Source organism: Microvirga guangxiensis (genome assembly GCF_900102135.1).
GTDB lineage: Bacteria > Pseudomonadota > Alphaproteobacteria > Rhizobiales > Beijerinckiaceae > Microvirga > Microvirga guangxiensis.
On the sequence record NZ_FMVJ01000008.1, the window covers coordinates 1 to 14,542 of the forward strand.

The window sequence follows — 14,542 nt, forward strand, 5'->3', positions numbered from 1 at the left end:
GCTTGCCGTTTGTCCTTCGCCGGTCCGGTGATTTGAGCGAGGAGCCTGAACCCGATCCCATCTCGAACTCGGCCGTTAAACTCCTCAGCGCCGATGGTACTGTGTCTCAAGACCCGGGAGAGTAGGTCATTGCCGGGCCTGCCAAGGACAAACGCCTCTTTACATCTTTTGACAACCACACCGCGGTGTCTTGTGAAAACAAGCGCCGCGGTTTGTGTTTGTCTTCCCTCTTGCCGGTGTGGCCTGCCACACCGGCCCTGAGTGACGCGGGGTGGAGCAGCCCGGTAGCTCGTCAGGCTCATAACCTGAAGGTCACAGGTTCAAATCCTGTCCCCGCAACCACTGACAGTGAAAACCCTCGAATGGCTTCGCCTTCGAGGGTTTTTGCTTGCCTGGAGCCCGCCACACGGACAGCGAGGACTGGCTTCGCCTCTTCAGCGCCTGCTGAGCAAAGAGCGAGAATACGCGCCAAGTCGCCGTGGAGAACTGCATCGAGACCGCCCTCCTCCTTCGGCGTCAGTACGATCTTGTCGATCAGCGAGCGGATGAGCTCCATCGCCTCATCCTTGTGCTCCGTCTCGTCCAGAAGTGTCTCAAGCTCTTCCACCTTGCGGCGGTACACGGCCGCGAGGTTTGGATGCACCGAAACATTGGGTATCGTCGAACCAGCGTCCTTCTGAGCCAGGAGAGCGTCCTTCTCCGCTTCCAACTCGGTCAAGCGCGCCTTCATTGACGGCTGATAGAGCCCGTCCTCGATCGCGCGCATGATGCCGTCGATCTTGCGCTGAACGCTTGTGAGCTTTCCGTCGATCTCTGCCGTTCTACCACTCGCCTCCTTTGTCAGCCGATTGACCTCCTCCTGGTAGACATAGGTGAATTCCGCCACCAGCTCCGGTGTCAGCAGGTTCTGCTTCAGGGCCTTGAGGATCCGCGCCTCAATCTCCCGGCGGCTGATCGTGCGCTCGTTGGTGCACATGCCCTTCGAGCGACGCCCGGCGCAACCATAGCGGTCCTTCGCCATGATCGTGTAACCCGCGCCGCAGCAGCCGCACACGAGCAGACCCGAGAGCAGGAAACGGCGCCGGTGAGCGCGATTGAGCGCATTGCCGCTCTCATCCCGCCCCATCTCGAACGCGGTTTTCTCCTGTCGGCGCTTCACCTCGTGCCAGAGCGCATCGTCAATGATGCGCAGGTGCGAAACGTCTGCCCTCTCCCAGCGCTCCGGCGGGTTCGGCCGCGCCACCCGTTTGCCGGTCCTCGGATCCTTCACATAGGAGCAGCGGTTCCAGACCAGCTGGCCAATATAGAGTTCATTGTTGAGAATGCCGGTCCCGCGCTCCTTCTGGCCACGGATGGTGGTGTCCTGCCACGGGCGGTTCTCGGGACCGGGTACATGCTCCTCGTTCAGCCGGCGGGCGATGGCGCGCGGGCTCACGCCATGGGCGAATAGCGCGAAGATCCGCTCGACCACAGCGGCCTCACCCGGGTTGATGACGCGCCCTCCTCTTTCGGTATCCTCGACCACATCGTAGCCGAAGGCCTTGCCGGCAGCAGCCCGCCCCTGCAGCACCCGGCCCAACTGACCGCGCTTGGTCTTCTCGCGCAGATCCGAGAGAAACATCTGCGCCATTGTGCCCAGCATGCCGACATGCATCGTGGTCACTGCGCCGACATTGACCGCATGCAGGCTCATGCCGTGGAACTGCAGTTCGTCATGCAGGCTCGCCACATCCGAGAGCTTGCGCGCCAGGCGATCGAGCGCCTCGACGATCACCACGTCGAACGCGCCCCGACGCGCCTCTGCGAACAAGGTCCTGTAACCAGGACGATTGCTGCTGGCGCCGGAGAGCGCGCGGTCTTGGAAGGTGGCCGTGACCTGAAGCCCCTGTTGCGCGGCATAGCGGCGGCAGACCTCGATCTGATCCTCGATCGAGGCATCGCGCTGGTTCTCGCTCGAATAGCGGGCATAGATGGCGGCGCGCTTCATGCGTCCTCTCCCAATTTGCTCTTGAGCTGATCGAGCAGCGCGCTGACCCGACGGCTCGCCGCGAGGTTGTTGGCCTGGATGTAGTGGCGCTCGGTGGTGGAAAAATGCCGATGCCCGAGCAGCGGCGCAGCCGCGCGAGCCGTATCGGCCGAGACGGCGGCTAGGCTCGAGGCGGCACAGTCGCGCAACAGGTGCGGGTTGATCGGCGCCCCGAACAGGCGACGGGTCAGTTTGGTGACGCGGTGATAGACAGCGTGAGGGTCGCGCAGGACGCCCTCCTTGCCGAGCCAGAGCCTTGTCGATTCCTGCGCTTGCGGAAACAGGAGCCGAACCTCGGCGAGATACCGCTCGAACCAGGGCACCAGCGGCTCCGGTAGCTCGAAGCTGACCGGCTGACGGGTCTTGGTCTCCTCGGCTGGAATGGAGATCAGCCAGCCGCGATCGGTGCTGTTGAGATGGCGTCCCAACTCCAAGGCGGAGAAGTTCTTCACTCGCAATGGACGGACAGCCAAAAGGGCGAGCATCAGGGCGTCGCGGTAGGCGACCGCCTGATCAATCGATAGGGAATCAGCGGGTATGCGCTCCAGCTCCGCAATTGCGGCTGCAAAGATCTCGGCGGTCGGACGCATTCTTGCCCGCCTATCCTTACTGGGGCGAGCATTGATCTGGACCCGGTTGCAGGCCTCCTGCAGCCAGCGCCAGTTCCGATCTGGCGCCATCGCCTGCATCATCACCTTCAATCCCAGCAGCATCGACAGGCGGGTGCGTGGAGCCACAAGCCCCTCTAAATGGCAGTTGTAAGTGCGAACCGCTTGGCGCGTGACACGACCGGCTGGTGCAGAGGCCTGATCAAGCGTGCTGGTCCAGCGCAGGTAACCGAGCCAGCGGCCATAATGCTGGATGTTAGTCAGGCGAGTGCGCGGGGCCCAATGAGCGGCATGTCCGCCCTCGTCGAAAATATCCCCGTTAGCTTGCGCTGTCGCCCAGGCATCCTGGTCCATTTGCGGCCATTCGGACACCGGCAGAGCGCGACGCATCGGATCAACCGGCCTGACCATCAGCGCTTCCCCTTCGACGCTTTGGCCTTCGCCTCATCGAGCAGGCGGTCAACGTGCCGGCCGGCGGCTTTGGACTCGGTCCCGAGATAATGGCCCATGGTGGTGTCGAGCGTCGTGTGGCCCAGAACACGCGAGACGGCGAGATAAGCACCAGGATCGGCCTCGACCGCGATCTTCGCAATCGCATGGCGGAACAGATGCGGGTTCATCTCCAGGCCGGTCTGCCGCATGCCCCGGCGGATCGCATCGGCCATCGCGGTCTGTGACCGCGGCCCGCCACTGGGCCCGGGGAACAGAAACGGGCCTTCCGCCTGCGGAAGGCGCGAGCGGAACGCGGCGATGTGGTGCTTCAGGCGCACGGTGACCTCAGGATTGAGTTCGAACTCCAGCGGCCGGCCCGTTTTGGTGCGCTCCGCCCGGACGACGAGAACAGCCCGGCCCGAGCTGAGCCAAGTGAAGTCGGCCATCTCGAGCGTCCGCAGGGAGCCGATCCGCAGGCCACAATGAATGAGCAGGTCGACGGCCACGGCCCGCTCCATCCGCTTCGCGGCCCGCAGCGGGTTCTTCTCAGTAAGGGCTCGCTTGGCTTCCCGCTCCGGAAAAGTGAGCAGCCGGCCAACATTGCGCGGATCATCGAACTGGCCGAGGCGCTGGCGGTTGCGGTCCGTCATCTGGCAGCGGTTGCCGGGATCGAGCTTGCGACTCACCTTCTCAAGGGTCGCGAGCGTCGCCTCGTCCAATCGGCCATAGTGTTTGCCAATCAGGCGCATGGACCGGGCGAGGTTGTGCACGCGCTGGGTTTTCTTGCCCGAGCGATCCAGGAAGAAGCGGAGAGCAGACTTGAACGCCTCCGGCTGGAACAGCACGCTCAAGGAGGTGATCGCCTCGACCGGCAAACGGCCGGTGTGGACGAGAGCCGAGGCAAACTGACGGAAGTTGTCGATGCGGTGTTCGATCGTGGCGGGCCGTAGAACGCGCGCCGGCGCCTCTTCGTCGAGCGGATCGGGATCAGCCATACGCTGCTTCCAGGCTTCCACATCCGCTTGGAACGAGACCGGGAACGTGCTCAGGGCCAGCGTATATGGCTTCTGCTTGAACGGCGAGGACAGGATTACCTGGGGCCAGCCGGGGATGGTGCGGGCCGAGCGGTTCCAATTGACGATGGTGTTCTTGAGAACATCCTTGGGGTTCTTGATCGCCTCTTCCACCTCGAGCGCCCCAAAGAGACCCGGGAGTGTCTGGGTCGTGACCTCCTCCGGAGGGATGCCCATGATTGAGCAGTAGGTAGTGAGGCGATAGAGGGCTTGGCGCTGATAAGCGGGCTCGATGCGATTGAGCAGTGTCTGCCAGGACGGCGCGATGGCGATGCGCTTGGTCAGCGGTAAGATCGGCTGGCCATAACGCGCGACAGCTTTGGTCACGAGTGAGCGGATGTTGGCGAAGGTCTTCTCGGACAGGTTCACTTGGGCGGCACTCCTGGAGGCGAACAGCTCACGCACCCGGCGCGGGCTCGCTTCCAACTTGTCCAGGGGGCTCTCGAACATCTGTTCGACGCGGTTCAGAGCCGAAACGAGGTCTCGGCGCTGGATGGCGGTCAGGTGTTGGTCGTCTTCGGCAAGCCGCTTCACATCCGCCAGAGTGGTCTGATGCTCGGAGAGAAAGGCAGTTTTGCTACGGGCCAGAAATTTGGGGTCGACATGGTTCATCGGGATCGTCTCGCATGGTCAGCTCTGGCCTCGGGAGGACAGGCGTGGACAGGTGGGCCTATTCGGGAAATAGCAGCTTTCTGGTCCTACGGCGTTCAGCCGGGGGCGTTCTCCCGACAGCCGCTAAGTTATTGACATGGTTGGACAGGAAAGCTCCTTGGTGGCCACTGTTCCTACGCGCGATGGAGCTTCTCGTAGGTGTCCGCATCCTTCGGCGAGATGCGGATCTGGGCACCGATGCGGTGCACTTTGAGTTCACCGCGGGCTACGATGCGGCGCACGGATTTGAGGCTCACCTGCCAGCGGGCAGCAAGATCCTGCAGGGTGAGCAGCGGCTCAGTCTTCGGCTTCATGATTATCCTCCGGTTCGGAATGATCGGACTCGGAGGCAGCAGCTAGTTCGGCTCGGGCGAATGCTTCACGGGCCGCCTGACGGGCCAGCAGCCGAACAAACTCAATCAGTGCCCCAGGCGAGTTCGCCTGATGCCGCAAAGTCTGTGTTTGTTGCTGATCATGTGCTGTCGTGCCCACTGAAGTCCTCCAATGGGCACGACCGTCGCGCAATCAGCACAGCAGGGATAAATCGTTAACGGAGAGTTTTTTGCGCACTCATGACGAAGAGAGCGGTGGAGGATCGAAATACTCCAGCTCCCGTACGAGCAGCGAACGCCTCACGGTCTCATCAATCAGCCGATGCTTGAACGTGTGCTCCGGCCAATAGAGGCCGAGAGCTTGCTTGATGAATGCACTGGCACCACGCTCGACGAGGCCGGTATCGGGATCGATCGTGTGAGATGGTTTGATGCCGAGGATCTCCTGATACGCAACCAGAAGAAGGGTGATGAGTTCACGAAGGTTCTGATCAGGTGTGCTACCGCCTTTGTGGCTCCGCGCCGATTGGCTCTGCTGGTCAGCAACCTCTGCCGCCTTGCGGCTCCAAACGGCCATACGCTGAAGATAAAGAATGTGCCTCGGCATATCGAGATCGCTCGCGTCCAGATTGGTCTCAGATGCGGCTACAATCAGAAGCAACCCCTGTTTCCCGAGCTTCTCCGCGGCTTTGGCCGCTTTCTCCAAACCCTTTGCCAGTTTGTTCAGCTCATTCGCTACCATTGAGGGACGAAGCTTCTCGGGGCGTTCCAGGTACAGTGTGATGATGCGCCTAGTGTCCTCGATCAGTTCGGTCAGAGCCTCGCTGGAAGGACGATGCTCAACGTCGCGCAAGTCGTGCTTGAGCCACTCCAAAAGCCTTTGACCCTGCATCCTGTTTATTCTCCGTTCGGCACTGGTGTCGGCGTGCCGATGCGGAAGAGCATATAGGGGGATCCAAAATGCGACGAGACTGTCTCGAACAGAGGCTCAGCGTATTCGAAGGCGGCCGAGGAGCAAGGCTTGAAGAAGGTCGGCTAGTACTACCACTCCGGACATCTCTTGAACTTCTGCAAAGTGCCACAACCAGACCTACAGCCTTGCCAAGATCATTCCGTCCAGATGAGCAAGGCTAGCCTGAGCCGCTCCTGCGGGTCACCCTGCGGAGCACCCGCGAGACGTCCTCAACAGCATAGGGCTTGTGCAGCAACTCGAAGCCGTGCCGTCCCTCCTCTGCCAGCACATGGCTGTAGCCGGAGGTCAGTACCACCGGAAGTGCTGGATACCGCTGCCGGATCTCCCGCCCAAGCTCGATCCCGCTCATCCCGGGCATCACCACGTCCGAGAAAACCACGTCAAAGCGGGTGTGGTTATTCTCGAGCAGATCGAGAGCCTCGGTGGCATTCGCGGCCCAAGCCGTCTCGTACCCGAGATCCTGCAAGAGCTGCGTTGCGAACTGCCCTACCTCAAGGTTATCCTCGACCACGAGCACACGGCAACCCCGGCCATCCTCCTGCTGCCCACCTGTCCGGGCATAGACGGCAGTCTCGTCAGCGCCAGCCTCGCGCTCAACCTTCGGCAGGTAGAGAGTGAAGGTTGTGCCTTTCCCGAGCCCGCTCTCGACGGCGACATCGCCACCCGACTGCTTGGCAAAACCATAGACTTGGCTCAGGCCCAGACCCGTGCCCTTGCCGACTTCTTTCGTCGTGAAGAATGGCTCGAAAATCTGGCTCAGCTTGTCGGTAGGAATGCCGGATCCCGTGTCGCTGATGGATACTGCCACGAACTTCCCGGGAGCGCCCGCGTGTCCGCGTATCGACGGCATATGGGCAAGGGCATCGACATGTACCGTCAGAGTGCCTTCCCCGTCCATGGCGTCCCGGGCGTTCACCGCCATGTTGACGAGCGCCGTCTCAAACTGGACGACGTCGGCCTCGACGAAGCAGCGCTCGCAAGAGATATCCGTGATGGTCTTAATGCGGCTTCCCACGATGGTGCGCAGCATGTCCGTGACTGCCTGGATCCGCTCGGGCACGTCGAACACCTCGGGCTTGAGCGCCTGCCTGCGGGCGAAAGCCAGCAATTGTCCGGTCAGCTTGGCGGCACGATCCACCGTGTCAGTGATGGCGTCGATGTAGCGGCGTCGTCGCTCCTCGGGCAGGTCGGGCCGGCGCAGGAACTCGACAGACGAGCGGATGATGGTGAGCAGGTTGTTGAAGTCGTGCGCCACCCCGCCCGTGAGCTGGCCTACCGCCTCTAGCTTCTGCGACTGACGCAGCGCCTCCTGGGCTTCGAGAAGCAGTTGCTCTCGCGCCCTGTAGTCCGCGAGGTTGCGGCCGACGGCAATGAAGTTCTGGCCGTCCGGCTCGGGCGAGACGGTCCAGCCGATCGGCTTCCACTCCCCGCTTGACGTCAGGATCCGGTTCTCGAAACGCGTTGGCTGCTTGGTCTCCCCCATCGACAGTAGTGCAGCCACGGTCACCCCGACGTCGTCGGGGTGGATGATGTCGGCATAGGGGTTGGTGAGCAACTCCTGCTCCGACCATCCCAGCACCCTCGTCCAGGCAGGGTTCACCGCGCTCATCTGGCCCCCGTAATCCGCGCGGGCGAGCATGTCCTCCGTCAGGGTCCAGAGGTGATTGCGCTCGGCCGTGCGCGCGGCGACGCGCTCCTCAAGCGTCGCATTCAGGTCGCGAAGGCGTTCCTCGCTCTCGCGCAGGGCTTCCTCCATGAGCTTGCGGTCGTGGATGTCGACGGACGCGCCGAACCAGCGAACGATCTCGCTGGTGCCCGGATCGCGGTACGGTTCGCCACGGACGAGAAACCAGCGGTATTCCCCCGCCGCAGAACGGATGCGATGCTCGACGGAGAAGGTGCCGCCTGTCCGTCTGGCCTCGTTGAACGCGGCCATCGTTGCCATGCCGTCATCCGGGTGAACGTAGTTCGCTGCCACATCGGCTGCCGTCGTCGGCTCATATGTTACGCCGGTATAGCTGCTCCATTGGCGGTTGAAGAACTGGGTCCGTCCCTCCCCATCCGTGATCCAAACGATCTGCGGGACGGCATCCGCCATCAGCCGGAACTGCGCCTCGCTCTCGCGCAGATGTTCCTCAGCGCGTGCCCGCTCCACCGCCGACCAGGTCCGCGAAGCCGCGTCCTCAATGAGCGCGACCTCCTCGGACGACCACTGGTGGGCATCGCGGAAGTTAACGTAGAGCGACGCCGTGAAGCGGCCGTCCCGGACCAGCGGCACCGACACAAACGCATCGGTCTCGATGGCGGCCCAGGTCGCATGGGTTTGCCTCGGGTCGGCCGCGATGCTGTCGCAAACTTCGGTCTGCCCGCTCCGTTGGCGCGCGATGCTCTCCGGTCCGAAGCTGCTGAGCGCGAAGGTCCCGATGAGAGGCTCGACCCCATCGGCATAGCACGTCTCGCACACGATGGTCTCGCCGTCCGCCTGCACCTCGCTGTAGCCCGTCCGGTTTGCTCTCAAGTACAGCCCAAGTGCCTCGGCCGCCGCCGCCATGATGGCGCGGGGATCTGTGAGGTCGCCGAGAGCCTCCTCGAGCTTGATGCGGAAGGACTGGCGCCGCTCGGCAAGAACCTGCCCCGTTGTCTCGGCGACGGCGCAGAACATGCCGGCCACCTGGCCGCTCTCGTCTCGGACGGGCGAGTAGGAGAAGGTGAACCAGGCCTCCTCATCGAAGCCCTTGCGCTTCACGAGGAGCGGCAGGTTTTCCCGATAGCTCGCCTCACCGGCCAGCGCCGCGTCGATCAGCGGGGAAATGTCCGGCCAGATCTCTGCCCAGATGTCGTGGAAGCGCTCGCCAAGGGCCGCGGGGTGCTTGGCTCCAAGGATCTCGGCATAGGCGTCGTTATAGAGAAAGCCTAGCCCCTCACCCCAGGCGACGAACATCGGGAACTTGGAGGTAAGCAGCAGGCTGGTCACCGTACGCAGGGTCTGTGGCCAGGTCTCCGGCGCTCCGAGAGGCGATGTCGACCAGTCGTGCCCGCGCATCAGCGCGCCCATGGTCCCGCCATCGACAAGGAAGCCGCGATCGGCTGCGGGCACTGGCCTATCATCCATCGATGCGGTCTGCTCCGGAAACTGCCGTCTTGCGCCAGCCACACTGTTCCTGCCGCTGGACGAGACGCGGGCAGGCCCGAACGACCTCGCTGGCATTCTGGTACTGACCCGAGGCGACCTGCCCGCGGATGAACGCATTCAGTTCAGCGGTCGGAGAGAGGTTGCGGGACATGGGAAAGGATCCGGTGACGGGGTGGATCTAGCTGCTAACTCGTGACAATCAAGGGACATCCGCCGGCTGCACCGACCGCTCAGAGGCCTGGTCAATTCGGTGATTTGGGCTGCCCCATTGATCAATACTCCGGCACAAGCCGCTCTTCGATCAGCGGAATATCCATGTGACAGGACAGTCCCTCGGGGTCATAGGCGATGCTGATCGTTGCATGACATTGGTGTGTCAGCACCCGATGCAGCAACGTCGAGCCGAAGCCCTTGCGCCGCGGCTGCTCGACTGGCGGCCCGCCCCGCTCCACCCACTCGATGGTAAGCCGGCGCCCTGCTGCCAGATCACTGACCTTCCAAGCCACAGAGATCTGCCCGCCTGGAGCCGAGAGGGCCCCATGCTTGGCCGCATTCGTGGTCAGCTCGTGCACGGCCATGCCAATGGGCACGGCCAGATCGGCTGAAAGCTCCACCGGCGGCCCCTCAAGGCTGATCCGTTGTTGCGCCCCGTCGTCATAATGAGCCAGCTCGTTCCTGAACATCTCGATCAGCGGCGCCGTCTGCCAATAATCCTCGGTCAGGAGGTTATGTGTGTTGGAAAGAGCGACAATCCGGTCCGCGAACGAGCGGTAGAACTCATCGACAGAGTGCGTGGAACGGGCTGTCGCCCCGAGGAGACCCTGAACAGTTGCCAGAGTGTTCTTGACCCGATGGTGCAGCTCGCGGATGAGCAGGGCCTGACGCTCGTGTGTCCGCTGCCGCTCCTTGAGATGCGCCTCCACCTCCCGTTGCCGCAGTCTGGCGCGGAGAGCGGAGCGAACGGCGTTTGCGAGAACGGCCGGATGGAACGGGCGCTCGAGAACCGTGACGTTCCCCAGCAACGCGGTGAGGTGTTCGACAGGTGAGCCACCGCGATGGGTGAGCAGGAGAAATGGAAAGTCAGACCAGGGCGGCTGCCGCTCAATCCATTCCGCGAGTTCGCGGCGGTCGGCATTGAGAAGCGCTTCCTCCGTGATCACCGCGCAGGCTGACACATCCAACATTGCGACAAGCGCCTCAAGGTTGGGGCAGGTTGTCGCCAAGATCCCAACCTCTTCAAGGATCCCCGATGCGACCGCGCCATCTCGTCCATGCGGAGCAAGGATCAGCACGGACACGTCAGCGGCCTGCGTCATTGTCGGTCTCGCGCTCCTCAAGAAGCGAGGCGCGCTGGCCCTCAAACGTCGGTACGCCCGTCAACACACCCCGGAACTGCTCCAGCGGCGGACCAACGCGCAATCCCTGGCTGTCGATCCGGAACTCGCGGATCGTGTCCTCGTGTGAGCCTGTGCGCCGCTTCACCACCGACAGCGCTCTCCGGATGCGGCCGTTCGCCTCAAAGAAGCGAAGCAGCACGACCGCGTCACTCAAGTAGGTCAAGTCGATCGGGGAGACCATCTGGCCGACCATGCCGTGTTGCGCCAGGATCAGGATCGTCACCACGCCCTGCTGATTGAGGTAGGTGAGAAGCTCATGCATCTGGAGCACGATGAACGGCTGCTCCGGCATGGCATTCAGGTAGCCGGTCAGGCTGTCGATCACGACAATCCTTGCTCCATCCCGTTCGACAGCCTCCCGGACCCTCCCGGTGAATTCGCCTGGCGAGACATTGGCCGGATCGATCTGCTCAATGTGAAGCCGTCCGGCTTCAACGTGAGGCGCTAGGTCGAAGCCGACACCCCTGGCTCTTTGCAGAAGAATGCCGATGGTCTCGTCGAAGCTGATCATCAGGGCAGGCTCACCACGCTCCAGGGCGGCCCAGAGATAGCCGAGCGCCAGCGTGGACTTGCCCGCTCCCGACGGACCAATGACGAGGGTGCTGGTGCCACGGCTCAGACCTCCACCAAGGATGGTGTCGAGTTCACCGATGCCGCTGGGGATCGCGTCAAAGGCAAAATCCCTGTGATGATCGGCGGCCACCAGACGGGGAAAGATCCGCAGGCCACCGCGCTGAATGACCAGATCATGGTAGCCGCCCCGGAAGGCGGTGCCGCGCATCTTCGTGACGCTGAGCCGGCGCCGCTCGGCGCCATAGGCTGGAACGACCTGCTCAAGGCGGATGACCGCATGGCTGATCGAGTGCAGATTGAGGTCGTCCTGGTCAGAGGTCAGGTCGTCGAGCATCAGAACGGTTGCGTCATTGAGCAGGAAATAGCTTTTCAACGCCAGCACCTGTCGGCGGTAACGCAGCGAGCCCTGGGACAGAAGCCGGATCTCCGAGAGCGAGTCGAACACGACCCGCCGGGGCTTCACCCGCTCGATTTCCGCCAGCGCCATCTGCACCGTCTCGCCGAGCTCCAGATCGGAGGAGTAGACCAGGCTTTGCTGCTGTTTTGGGTCGAGGCTCAGTTCCGGCGGAACAAGCTCGAATATCTCGATGCCCTCTAGCGACCAGCCATGGCGCGAGGCGACGGACAGAAGCTCTCGTTTGCTCTCGGACAGGGTAATGTAGAGGCAGGTCTCACCCGCTTCGACCCCGGCGAGCAGAAACTGCATTCCCAGCGTCGTCTTACCGGAGCCGGGCCGCCCTTCGATGAGATGAGCGCGATTGGCGGCATACCCGCCGGCCAGAATGTCATCGAGCCCTGGAACCCCTGTCGGGATCGGAGCGGCATCGGAAGGCGACGAAAGCGTCATGGACAGTCTCAAAAAATAAGCGGTTTCGGTTGGATCGACGGTCGAACCCCCATGCTGCGCTTCAAATCCAGATCCGTTTCACAGCCGGGTATGGTCGTCATTTAGGGGTAGCTTGGGCGTCCTTGTAGAGAGGAGCTGTCGATCTGTCTGTCCACATGTGCACACATGGCTCAGGTTATGTGCACAATTGAACGTAGACTGCCCTGGCGCGTTAGATCTGCCGAAGCACTGGAGAAAAGACGCCTAATGCACCCTCCAATGATCCCCTCACGCATCAGGGCGAGAATCGCCAGCAACAACTTGCTGAGCGCTCTCAAGCCGGAAGACCTCGCCATCGTGGCGCCGTCGCTCCAGGAATGGGAGGGCGAGGCTGGAGCTAAGCTGTATCAACCGGGGGATGAGGTCAGGTTCGTCTACTTCCCTTGCGGACCAAGCCTGGTGTCCTTCGTGGTGGAGCTTGAGGATGGTCTGACCGTCGAGACGGCTCTGATCGGACGCGAGGGGGCGGTCGGTGGCATCGTGAGCCAGGGTCGCCTGCCGGCCTTTGCTCGCTCCGAGATCCAGTTCCCGGGGCCCTTCCTGCGCCTTTCGACTGCGGATCTCGAGGAGTTCGAAACCAGATCCGCCAGCCTGCGTCATCTGTTCGCCCGCTATGCAGACTGCATGCTGGCACAGGTGTTCCAGTCGGTGGCGTGCAACGCGGTCCATACGATCGAGCAGCGGACGGTGAAATGGCTGATCGCCGCCATCGATCGGACGGGCGATCATGACATTCCCCTGACCCAGGAGCAGTTGGCCAGCATGATGGGGGTTGGCCGAAGCTACGTCAGCCGTGTCATCCAGTCCCTGAAGGGACGGCATCTGCTGGAGACCCGCAGGGGTGGCGTTCGGGTCCGCGATCTGGATGCCCTCGATGCCTTGTCGTGCGGCTGCAATAACGCCTTGCGCCGCCATTTCGATCAGGTGCTGGCGGGCGTCTATCCAACCATTGAGGAGAGTTCATCTCAGAAGGAAGAGGCAGGCAGTAGGCGCCCTGGGTCCCGGATGAAGGCTTAATCGCCACGTGAGCTGTCGCCGAAGACTGTACGGACGAGCGGCTACGGCCCAGCTTGAAACTTCTGCCAACGAGCCAATCGGAACGCCTTCTGCAATCTGCGCGACCATTGCCACTGTGAGCTTCAGGTTAGCGGATTGAGCGATGCTCCGAAGCAGCGCTCATGCGGGGAGGGAGATCGCCCGCCTCAGCCTGGTGGCGAGGATGCGGTCCTCGGATGCGGCAACGCGGAGACGGAGCACCGCTGACCTCAACCGGGCCGTTTCCTCGGCAGAACCTCGTCATCAGCTCGCACGGCACATGGGCCATGCGGCTCACGCCTTCACGGCGGCCGAGATTCATCACCCATTCCCGGAAGATGGCCGCATCGATCAGGGTCTCGCGCCAGAGCGCGGCGGTGATGCGGGGATAGCGGGTGCAGAGGTTGCGCAGGTCCTCATGGGCGATGAACCCCACCCGGCACTGGCTCATGGTGCCGACGCTGTTTTCGAGCACCTTCAGGTGCAGGCTCTGGAGGTCGGGAATGTCACCAGGAAGGGTGAAGGAGACGATTTGGCGCTTGCCGGCTACCGTGAGCTTGTAGACGCAGGCAAAGCCGCTCAGGAGCAGGCAGGACCGGGAAGGACGGTCGCCCTCGCGCACGATTGTCCTGGTCAGCCTTGATCACCTGCACCTGCATTGGCAGGTCGAGCAGCGCCTGCCGCTCGTCGTCCGTGAGCGTGAAGATGCTCTCCAGCTCGCGGATCATTGGGTTGTAGTCGGGGTGAACGGTGAGTGCATGACGGCACCCCCTGTTGGCAGGCGGGAGCACGTCGTACCTATCAGGTATCAGCGCCCAAGATCAGTGGCTGATAATAATGCCACCTTGTCACACAAACGAATGCCCGTTACTAATCTATGTTATTCTCCAGTATTAACCTCATCGATCAAAGGCAATTCATGGTAATAGTTTTATATTCAGGATTTAACTTTCATTGTGACTAGATTAACCTATGTAGATTGCGCCAAAAGCAAAGCGCTCTAACAGAATAATTTGTTTTCAAGGTGTCCGGCCATTTGGCACTGACCTTTCGACCCAACCTGGAGGGCGAAGGATTTGACCCTCGACATCTCACTTATTACTATTCGCGTGCTCATCGACGGCCATGACACTGATGGCAGGCTTGTCCTTGCCGACAACCAACTTGCCGCCGTGTTCGTGCGCCTCGACGGGACGCACCATGACCCCGAGCACAAGGGCTGGTGGCACCTGGAAGCCGGCTTCGGCAAGTGCAACAGCCAGAACGCGCCCCTGTTCAAGACGCCCGAAGAGGCCGGAGCCTGGGTGGAACAGAAACTGATGCGCCAAGCCGCATAAGTCGCACGGGCCCATGCCTGGAACTCTTCCCGAGCTGCGGCACGATTGCGCTATCCTCTCGCGAGATAGAGGAATATGAAGGGTTC

At 62.2% G+C, this 14,542-nt stretch carries 12 protein-coding genes, 1 tRNA gene and 1 rRNA gene; 4 read left to right on the forward strand and 10 right to left on the reverse strand.

Going from position 1 to position 14,542, the window contains the following annotated elements; translation table 11 throughout:
- The first annotated feature begins 23 nt into the window (after window positions 1-23).
- Window positions 24-138, forward strand: a 5S ribosomal RNA gene (gene rrf / locus BLP10_RS14125).
- A 127-nt stretch (window positions 139-265) separates the two neighbouring features.
- Window positions 266-342, forward strand: a tRNA-Met gene (locus BLP10_RS14130).
- Here the strand turns inward: BLP10_RS14130 and BLP10_RS24025 are convergent.
- The 9 genes from BLP10_RS24025 to BLP10_RS14180 all read right to left on the reverse strand — a co-directional run bounded on the left by BLP10_RS24025 (window position 299) and on the right by BLP10_RS14180 (window position 12,045).
- On the reverse strand, window positions 299-1,987 hold the full coding sequence (locus tag BLP10_RS24025; RefSeq protein WP_091136393.1) for a recombinase family protein: 1,689 nt from the start codon (window positions 1,985-1,987) through the stop codon (window positions 299-301). The genes BLP10_RS14130 and BLP10_RS24025 overlap by 44 nt on opposite strands.
- Window positions 1,984-3,045 carry a tyrosine-type recombinase/integrase gene (locus BLP10_RS14140; protein WP_091135649.1) on the reverse strand — a complete coding sequence of 354 codons (1,062 nt, stop codon included), beginning with the start codon at window positions 3,043-3,045 and terminating at the stop codon, window positions 1,984-1,986. The genes BLP10_RS24025 and BLP10_RS14140 overlap by 4 nt, the downstream gene beginning before the upstream one ends.
- Entirely contained in the window at window positions 3,045-4,751 is a 1,707-nt protein-coding gene (locus BLP10_RS14145; protein ID WP_091135652.1) for a tyrosine-type recombinase/integrase, read from the reverse strand. Before BLP10_RS14145 ends, BLP10_RS14140 begins: the two co-directional genes overlap by 1 nt.
- A 173-nt stretch (window positions 4,752-4,924) precedes the next feature.
- Window positions 4,925-5,104: a helix-turn-helix domain-containing protein gene (locus tag BLP10_RS14150; RefSeq protein ID WP_091135656.1), complete on the reverse strand. Its 180-nt coding sequence runs from the start codon at window positions 5,102-5,104 to the stop codon at window positions 4,925-4,927.
- A 256-nt stretch (window positions 5,105-5,360) separates the two neighbouring features.
- Window positions 5,361-6,014: a hypothetical protein gene (locus BLP10_RS14155; RefSeq protein WP_091135659.1), complete on the reverse strand. Its 654-nt coding sequence runs from the start codon at window positions 6,012-6,014 to the stop codon at window positions 5,361-5,363.
- A 238-nt stretch (window positions 6,015-6,252) separates the two neighbouring features.
- On the reverse strand, window positions 6,253-9,150 hold the full coding sequence (locus BLP10_RS23210) for a PAS domain S-box protein (protein ID WP_244510562.1): 2,898 nt from the start codon (window positions 9,148-9,150) through the stop codon (window positions 6,253-6,255).
- A 49-nt stretch (window positions 9,151-9,199) separates the two neighbouring features.
- Complete coding sequence (locus BLP10_RS14170; protein ID WP_091135666.1) at window positions 9,200-9,379, reverse strand: ribbon-helix-helix domain-containing protein; 180 nt, start codon at window positions 9,377-9,379, stop codon at window positions 9,200-9,202.
- A gap of 121 nt (window positions 9,380-9,500) precedes the next feature.
- A complete protein-coding gene (locus BLP10_RS14175) occupies window positions 9,501-10,544 on the reverse strand; it encodes a sensor histidine kinase (protein WP_091135669.1) in 1,044 nt (347 codons plus the stop codon).
- Window positions 10,528-12,045: an ATPase domain-containing protein gene (locus BLP10_RS14180; RefSeq protein ID WP_091135672.1), complete on the reverse strand. Its 1,518-nt coding sequence runs from the start codon at window positions 12,043-12,045 to the stop codon at window positions 10,528-10,530. The genes BLP10_RS14175 and BLP10_RS14180 overlap by 17 nt, the downstream gene beginning before the upstream one ends.
- Before the next feature lie 300 nt (window positions 12,046-12,345).
- Between BLP10_RS14180 and BLP10_RS14185 the strand changes: the two genes are divergently transcribed.
- On the forward strand, window positions 12,346-13,101 hold the full coding sequence (locus BLP10_RS14185) for a Crp/Fnr family transcriptional regulator (protein ID WP_342026170.1): 756 nt from the start codon (window positions 12,346-12,348) through the stop codon (window positions 13,099-13,101).
- Between the two features lie 127 nt (window positions 13,102-13,228).
- On the opposite strand, the gene BLP10_RS14190 is transcribed toward BLP10_RS14185, so the two are convergent.
- The gene (locus BLP10_RS14190; protein WP_210183622.1) at window positions 13,229-13,741 is read right to left on the reverse strand and encodes a Crp/Fnr family transcriptional regulator; all 513 of its coding nucleotides are present in this window, start codon (window positions 13,739-13,741) and stop codon (window positions 13,229-13,231) included.
- 454 nt (window positions 13,742-14,195) lie between these two features.
- Between BLP10_RS14190 and BLP10_RS14195 the strand changes: the two genes are divergently transcribed.
- A complete protein-coding gene (locus BLP10_RS14195) occupies window positions 14,196-14,456 on the forward strand; it encodes a hypothetical protein (RefSeq protein WP_091135676.1) in 261 nt (86 codons plus the stop codon).
- Window positions 14,457-14,542: the final 86 nt, after the last annotated feature.

Bases quoted from the DNA above. Each gene is read 5' to 3' on its own strand.
- BLP10_RS24025 (WP_091136393.1), bottom strand. From the start codon at position 1,987: ATGAAGCGCGCCGCCATCTATGCCCGCTATTCGAGCGAGAACCAGCGC.
- BLP10_RS14150 (WP_091135656.1), bottom strand. From the start codon at position 5,104: ATGAAGCCGAAGACTGAGCCGCTGCTCACCCTGCAGGATCTTGCTGCC.
- BLP10_RS14180 (WP_091135672.1), bottom strand. From the start codon at position 12,045: ATGACGCTTTCGTCGCCTTCCGATGCCGCTCCGATCCCGACAGGGGTT.
- BLP10_RS14170 (WP_091135666.1), bottom strand. From the start codon at position 9,379: ATGTCCCGCAACCTCTCTCCGACCGCTGAACTGAATGCGTTCATCCGC.
- BLP10_RS23210 (WP_244510562.1), bottom strand. From the start codon at position 9,150: ATGGGCGCGCTGATGCGCGGGCACGACTGGTCGACATCGCCTCTCGGA.
- BLP10_RS14145 (WP_091135652.1), bottom strand. From the start codon at position 4,751: ATGAACCATGTCGACCCCAAATTTCTGGCCCGTAGCAAAACTGCCTTT.
- BLP10_RS14140 (WP_091135649.1), bottom strand. From the start codon at position 3,045: ATGGTCAGGCCGGTTGATCCGATGCGTCGCGCTCTGCCGGTGTCCGAA.
- BLP10_RS14155 (WP_091135659.1), bottom strand. From the start codon at position 6,014: ATGCAGGGTCAAAGGCTTTTGGAGTGGCTCAAGCACGACTTGCGCGAC.
- BLP10_RS14175 (WP_091135669.1), bottom strand. From the start codon at position 10,544: ATGACGCAGGCCGCTGACGTGTCCGTGCTGATCCTTGCTCCGCATGGA.